Source organism: Pseudoalteromonas sp. OF5H-5 (genome assembly GCF_021530695.1).
In the GTDB taxonomy this organism is placed as follows: domain Bacteria; phylum Pseudomonadota; class Gammaproteobacteria; order Enterobacterales; family Alteromonadaceae; genus Pseudoalteromonas.
This window is the reverse complement of sequence record NZ_JAKGBF010000011.1, coordinates 205,321-212,473: the sequence shown is the minus strand read 5'-3', so window position 1 is coordinate 212,473 and position 7,153 is coordinate 205,321. Positions and strand designations below refer to the sequence as shown.

Here is a 7,153-nt window from a genome sequence, read left to right as displayed (position 1 = left end):
GCATAGAGTAATGAGGCAATAGTGCGAGCTTGTAAGTTCAAATATTGAAAAGTAGTTTAAATATTTTAAAAGCTTATTTTTCGCAGTTTTCGCGCAATTTGCGTTAAGTTTTCGCGCGCGGCATCAGGTATAGAAAATCTCGCGAGGTAAACTCGCTCCCACCACAGTATCAGCACAGTGCAACATGCTAAGAGGCGGTTTACCCGCCGATGGGTTGTAATGAAGTTCCGGCAAAAAACCATGTACATCAAAACCCGTTGTAGCAATGCGATGGGTTTTTTGTTGTTTGGGGTATAGAAAATCTCGCGAGGTAAACTCGCTCCTACCACCGAATACACAGCATTGTGGGAGTGCACGCATCCATGCGTTCATTTCCTGAGTTGCTAAACTGCGTTTCTGAACTTGATTATGAAAAGACGACGGTTTTATTGCCGTTAATGAAAAGCTTATGCTCGCAGGCTAATTGTAACGCGTTACAAAATACTGTTTTTTCAATGTCTCTACCGATTTTTGCCATCTCCTCGGCATTTTGAGCATGACTAACTTGCGTGACATTTTGGGCAATAATAGGCCCTTCATCTAATTCATCATTAACAAAGTGAGCAGTAGCACCAATAATTTTCACGCCACGTTCAAATGCCTGATGGTAGGGTTTTGCACCGATAAAGGCTGGCAAGAATGAGTGGTGGATATTAATAATTTTCCCGTCAAAGCGTGAGACAAATTCCGGTGTTAAGATCCGCATATACTTTGCCAAGCCAACAATATCAGGATCATATTGTTCGATTAAGTCGGCCATTGCACTGTCGTGTTCAGCTCTACTCAACCCTTCATGTGATACCAGATGAAAAGGAATACCAAAGCCTTTAACAAGGGGTTCCAACGTATCATAGTTTGCGATAACTGCTTGTACTTCAATATTGAATGCTTGTTCATATTGTTTAAGCAACACGCCGCCTAAGCAGTGCGCTTCCTTCGTCGCAAGCAGCACCACTTTTGTTCGTTCTTGTCCGTATAGGTTTAATTTGGCGCCAGTTGGTAATGACTGACGAAGTTGTGTCAGAAAGTTATCACTGGGTGTGCCTGTGATCTCTGTACGCATAAAGAAGCGCTGTCCTTCTTTATCTACAAATTCGTTATTACGCGTGATGTTTAGGTCGTGCTCATGGCAAAGGCTCGTGATCTTCGCGATCAGTCCTATGTCATCTTTGCACTCTGTCGTTAGTATGTAACTCATTTCCTCATTCCAATTCGTCCAAGCGAACTTTCAGAATACTGCTAATTGGCAGTGAGATAAATGCTTACCAACAAAAAACTTTGGCCAATTTTATTTGACCACGACAGATAAAATGTCACGTCTTAAAAAAAAGCACTAAGTGTTGAGAAAGTTCACTTCAAAATACGTGATCAACCTTTTTAAGGTTGGTATTACTGTGATGACTAATCGTGAATTCGTTTGCAACTTTTGTTGCTTTTACTACCTCAGGATATTAGATGAGAACTTTTACATTCCGCCTCTATATATTACTACTTTGTGGTTTTTTATCTGCATGTAATGACACTAATCCAGAAAAAAATGAACAAAACACTAAAGCAAGTTATAAAGTGGTCACAACTTATACTGGGGCTGGGTCGATAGTTCCTGAGAGTCTAAATATAGAAGCGGGTTCCTCTGCCACCTTTGAGCTGAGGCCTGACGAAGGGTATTACCTTGCAGATGCTACGGGGTGTCACGGTCTTTTGGACAAGGAGAAGCTTAATTATCATGTCAATAATGTGAATGACAGTTGCAGTATTGATGTTTCATTCAAGCCTTTAAAGTTATCTATAAAAACAAATCTTCCAGAAGGTGCAAGTTTGACGCTGGATAAATCTGACTACTTTTATGGTGATAGTCTTTCTGCTCAACTGATATTGGATGCTAGTCATAAAGTAGAGAGTATAACTGGCTGTCAAGGTCAATTAGTCGGAGAGTATTATCAAGTAGCTAAACTTGTAGAAAGTTGCGAAATATCACTCAAAACCTTAACACCAAAACGAACGTTTACTGATGAAAAAAGCGGTCAGCAACTTCAAGTTAAGGTTCTAGATAATGCTGGAGTTATTGCTACAAGCAGCCCAGGAATTATCTCAAAAGATGAACCAAACTTGCCAGCGATGAGTAACGATATTGTACTGCCATTCCAGTTACTTGCGATAGATATTGCAACAACTCCGGGTGCAGATGTCTTAGTTGAACTAACTTACCCAAGTGCAGTTTCAGAGCAATCTCGTTACATTAAGAGCGATGGGGAAACGTGGTATTTTATGCCTACTGAATTCGCCCAGCTTGCTGCTGATAAGCGTAGTATTGTTTTACATCTCCAAGATGGTGGTTATGGTGATAGTGATGGAGTTGCCAATGGGATAATTAAAGATCCCGGGGGTATAGCAGAATTACAAAAAATAATAGTACAAGGCATTGCTAATGAAGGTGGTAGTATTTCACCTAACACACAAACTGTTAGCTATGGCGACTCAACGATTTTCACGCTTTCGCCTGATGAGGGCTTTGGGATAAGTGATGTTACAGGATGTAGTGGTACTCTGACGGGCAACACATACACTACCGGTATGGTTACTTCTGCTTGCCAAGTCAGCGCTAGCTTTAGTCCGCACACTTTCAACGTAGATGCTAGTGCAGGTGAGGGCGGTGGTATTTCACCCAGCACACAAACGGTAAGCTATGGAGATAGCGCCACTTTTACTCTTGTGGTAGATGAAGGCTATGAAATAAGTGGAGTAACAGGATGCAACGGCACGCTTACTGACAACACCTACACCACTGGCGTGATAACGTCTGCTTGCCAAATCAACGCTAGCTTTAGTCAACAAACTTTTACTGTGGATGCGAGTGCTGGTGAAGGCGGTGGTATTTCACCTAGTACACAAATTATTAATTATGGTGATACTACCCGCTTTACTGTAACACCTGCTGTTGGATTTAGCATCGCTGAAGTATCTGGGTGTAACGGAACACTTGTTGGCAACACTTACATCACTGGCACCATTACTTCTGCTTGCCAAGTCAGTGTAAGTTTTAACCAAAAATCCTATACTGTGGATGCGAGTGCAGGTGAAGGCGGTACCATTTCACCTAGTACGCAAACGGTAGCTTATGGTGGCACTGTTAGCTTTACCCTCATTCCTAGTGAGGGCTTTGAAATTAGTGAAGCGAGTGGTTGCTCAGGAAGCCTTAATAATTACGTTTATTCTACGGGGGAAATTCGAGAGCCTTGCTTCGTCCAAGCTGAGTTTTCTCAGATAAAACCAGAGCTTTCAGTTGATGCTGGTGAAGATATAGTGGGTGTGTCGGGTAATACTGTAAATTTAAGACCTTCCGTAGATACACAAAATAAAATTAAAGCTGTTAGGTGGCAACAAGTAAGTGGCCCCACATTAGCGATTGAAAACGTTAATAGTTTAGAGACATTGGTTGAGCTACCTTCTTCACCATTCTATGGATATGCTGAGTTAGAAATCACTGTTAGTGATGATTCGGGAAATGAAGCCAGAGATAGAGTAAAAGTTGAAATAACTCAAAATATTGAAGTCCCCATTCTGATTGATGATTTAACTGTTACAAACGTTGCTGTATTTCATACTGAAAACCCAGGTATTCGAATTAGCACAGGGGAATTCGATGAAAATTCAAAAGCAGCTTTCTTTGAAAAAATAAGAATAGAGAAAAATAAGCTTTATTACGTCACTGTATCTGGGAGTATCAACAACTCGGAAAGTCAAAATGCTGTGGAGTATGGTTTAGTTTTCAACCACGATATACTCGATAATGGTATGGCTATCTCGCTTCTCTCTGACATTATCTACCAAGCGGTCGCTCAAGATATTAGAAATAACAACCTAAATGAGCAACTATCACACTTTGCAAATATTCTAATCAATGATCTAAATAGCGATGGTACTATATCTTATCGTGATATCTCCTACTTTCATAAAGGTCTAGAAAGCACTTTCATGGGGAAAAGTAAGTACCTTTTAAGTGATTATAAAAATAAAGCCAACTACCTTGAAAAGCTTAATTTCGTTTTTAAGCAGCTTGAAAGTAAACTAGTTATTAGTAATGATAGCTATTTCAATATAGGCGATAAAATATATCCAAATTTAACAGAAAAGCCCCTTGGCACCAGTGTCAGAATTTCTTTAAACAACTCAGATTTTATGAATGCTAATGAAGGCCTACAGCTACAACAAAGCGGCATTAATAAAGTATCAATATCATTGTCTACAGAGAACGGGGTTTTCTATAAAACTGATAGACAGCTAACCGTCCTTGAGCAAGAAGCTGTAGAAGTAGCAACCATCGTTGCTGATCAGGACAATACGATGCACCTTGTTGATAATACCAACACCAGCTCAGAAGTTTATTTCCCCGTCGGCTCATCTGGAGGAGACCTTACGATATCAGCAAAGCTAAGCTCTGCAGAAAGCACTCATGGTGTTAATGGAGTACTAAAGAGCGATATATTAACTTTAGAGCCCTCCGGTACGACCTTCGATGTACCTGTCACAATAAAACTAGCGTATCACGGTGATATTGATCCTGAAAGCATCATAGCGACACGAATATCACAAGGTAATGTTATTGAAAGCATAAAACCAATATATGTAGACACTTCTTCTAAACATGCATATTTTCAGACCACACACTTTACCGATTTCATACTTGAAAAAGACATTTTTGGAAAAAGTGAATCCGAAGCGGTAATCCATAACCTTGAGTTAATGGTAAAGGGTGCATGTGATAATAAAAATTATAGCGGCCTTACAGAAGAAGATTGTGAAAGGCTTTACAACCTCAACGATGACGAATGGGTAGAAATTTTAAACCTAAATGGAAAAAGCAATAAAGAATCAGAAATTACAATTTTTGATATCTACTCATCGTGGTATTTAGGAAAATCAATTTATAACGATCTAACTGCAATAACAGATGGTAACACAGGTGCATACTACACATATTTAGCAGATTCATTTTATCAGTTTAAAGAAGAGGAAATTTATACCAATACCTTAGCCAACCAATATAAAAAACTTGCTGAAGCCGGTTTTTCATTCACGGACTTTATAGACGATGCAGAGTTAATTGTAGAAGCCGCTGAATTCGGCTTCGATTTTTTCGATGCCAGTACGCTTAGTAATATTACCAGAGCAACTGGACTAATAAATGGCGCTACTGGTATATTGCCTACAGACTTTGTGTCTTGGTATTTAGAAGCAGTAATCACCAAACCGATAAAGGAAATTGAGGAGGTAAGTGACAAAATCCTAGGATTCCAAATAGAGAGGTACGCGTCATTAAGAAATAACGGCGGATTCAACTTTGAAAAATTTATTAGTACAGTACAAACGACTCTCAATAGTGATAATGGTGATGCACTTTATAACGGTTATGGTATACAAGATGGTTTTCTTACTAACTCTAGAAGTCAAATTCCTCCTGGATTAATTACTGAACCAGAGGAAATTAGGGCTTTTTGGGTCAACCTTGATCTGTTCTTACAACGATATGAACTATATAAATTAGCAGTTTCTAATCAGGAGCCAACTGGCAACTTAAAACAAACCTTCAGTGACCCACAAATTTTAGCTGAAGATGGAAGAATGCTAGATATCATCTTAAGCGCTGATAAACACATACGAAAAATTAACGATGAATCTGTAAACATTGCTGATTTTAAGGTCTTCAATACATCTCATGAGTTTGGGCTTTTCACTAAGAAAACAGAAATCAAAGTCTCAAATAGTGAGATTAAAGAATTAGATTCCATAAAGTTTTCGCTGTTATTAGACGAAGTTTCGAGCATTGAAGCTGATGAGTTAATTGTCAATATAGAAACTGAATCCAGAGATAAAGTACTACTTGCTTGTGTCAGCTCAGATAATTCAACAATTGCATGTAGTGGCGAGCATAACGTCTCTCCTGAGTTTCAAGTCTATGATTATAAACTGTCGATCGAGACGGAGAGTAATAAACTGGAAGATGAAAAGTTTAAGGTAAGCTTTATTCAAAACCAGTCAAATATTTCTCCTTTTGTAGCAATAATCAGCCCAGTTAGTAACAAGCTTACTTCTGGAGAAAATGTTTCTTTGCCAGCACACTACAATGACCCTGATGGTTATATTCTGAGTCGGCGTTGGTATGTGAAGATGGGGGAGCAATATTTACCATTTAGCGTATCTGATAGTATTGCAACCTTCACTATTCCAGAAACCGATGAAGAGAAAATACTTACAGTCTATCTAGAAGTAAAAGACAACGAAGGTGCCAGAACAAGTGATCAGATTTATTTCAGAGTTTATCCAAAACAGCAGGGGAATATATCCAAATTTAGTTCTTCATGGTTGAATGGAAAAACCTTGTACAATGTTTATTTTTCAGGAAATGACAAATCGTTTCAGCTCACAGAGATTACCTTTAGTGATAGAGAGGCTCGTGCGGTTGTAAATGGAAGAAACATCACCCTTGAGTACACAATCGTTGACGGTTTCATCAGAATTGATGATGGCTCCGATGTTGATTACATAGGTATCTATCGCTCAGAGCCAGACAAGTTGTTGTTGTGCTGGGGAAGAGATGCATTCAATAATTGCTCTGGTGAGGCAGAAGAATACTTCTTTTATGACAGAGAGTTAGCAAGAAAATATATACAAGCGGCGCCAGGCAGGCATAAATATTCTGTTTTTGCCGGCAATAATAGGCTTGCCAATCATAATGAGTGGCTTACGCCGCTAGAGCACGGATACAAAAAAATTGGTGATACCGACTCAGCATCAGCCAGAAGGTTTTATGGTTCTTACAGATATTACGTCATTATGGTCGAAGACAATGAGTATGCTCACATTGATGCAGTTAAGGATCACAATGGAAACTTGTATCAAACTTACATAACAAGCAACGTATTGAACCACCAAAACCTAGCGAATGGCGTTGATGGCAACTATGCAGAACTGGGTTACTACGGTAAGTCTTATATGGTCATTGAAGTCAATGAACACACACGCTACATCAAGGTCTACCCTCATTAGCCAATGGCTTAAACGAACTGCGTATAACTAGTAAGCCAGGCTCAATTATTAAAGATTGAGTCTGACT

At 39.2% G+C, this 7,153-nt stretch carries 3 protein-coding genes; 1 reads left to right on the top strand and 2 read right to left on the bottom strand.

Translation table 11 applies throughout. The annotated features are described in order from the left end of the window. Nucleotides 1–123: 123 nt before the first annotated feature. The gene (locus L1271_RS16810; RefSeq protein ID WP_235368322.1) at nt 124–372 is read right to left on the bottom strand and encodes a hypothetical protein; all 249 of its coding nucleotides are present in this window, start codon (nt 370–372) and stop codon (nt 124–126) included. Nucleotides 373–406: 34 nt separating this feature from the next. Next, the gene (purU, locus tag L1271_RS16805; RefSeq protein WP_010607548.1) at nt 407–1,237 is read right to left on the bottom strand and encodes a formyltetrahydrofolate deformylase; all 831 of its coding nucleotides are present in this window, start codon (nt 1,235–1,237) and stop codon (nt 407–409) included. Between the two features lie 257 nt (nt 1,238–1,494). Here purU and L1271_RS16800 point away from each other — a divergent pair, with 257 nt between their 5' ends. Continuing rightward, nucleotides 1,495–7,086, top strand: coding sequence for a choice-of-anchor U domain-containing protein (locus L1271_RS16800; RefSeq protein ID WP_235368321.1), 5,592 nt, complete (start codon nt 1,495–1,497; stop codon nt 7,084–7,086). The last annotated feature ends 67 nt before the right edge of the window (nt 7,087–7,153 follow it).

Excerpts from the sequence above, each read along its gene's own strand:
- L1271_RS16800 (WP_235368321.1), top strand. The coding sequence starts at position 1,495 with ATGAGAACTTTTACATTCCGCCTCTATATATTACTACTTTGTGGTTTT.
- L1271_RS16810 (WP_235368322.1), bottom strand. The coding sequence starts at position 372 with ATGAACGCATGGATGCGTGCACTCCCACAATGCTGTGTATTCGGTGGT.
- purU (WP_010607548.1), bottom strand. The coding sequence starts at position 1,237 with ATGAGTTACATACTAACGACAGAGTGCAAAGATGACATAGGACTGATC.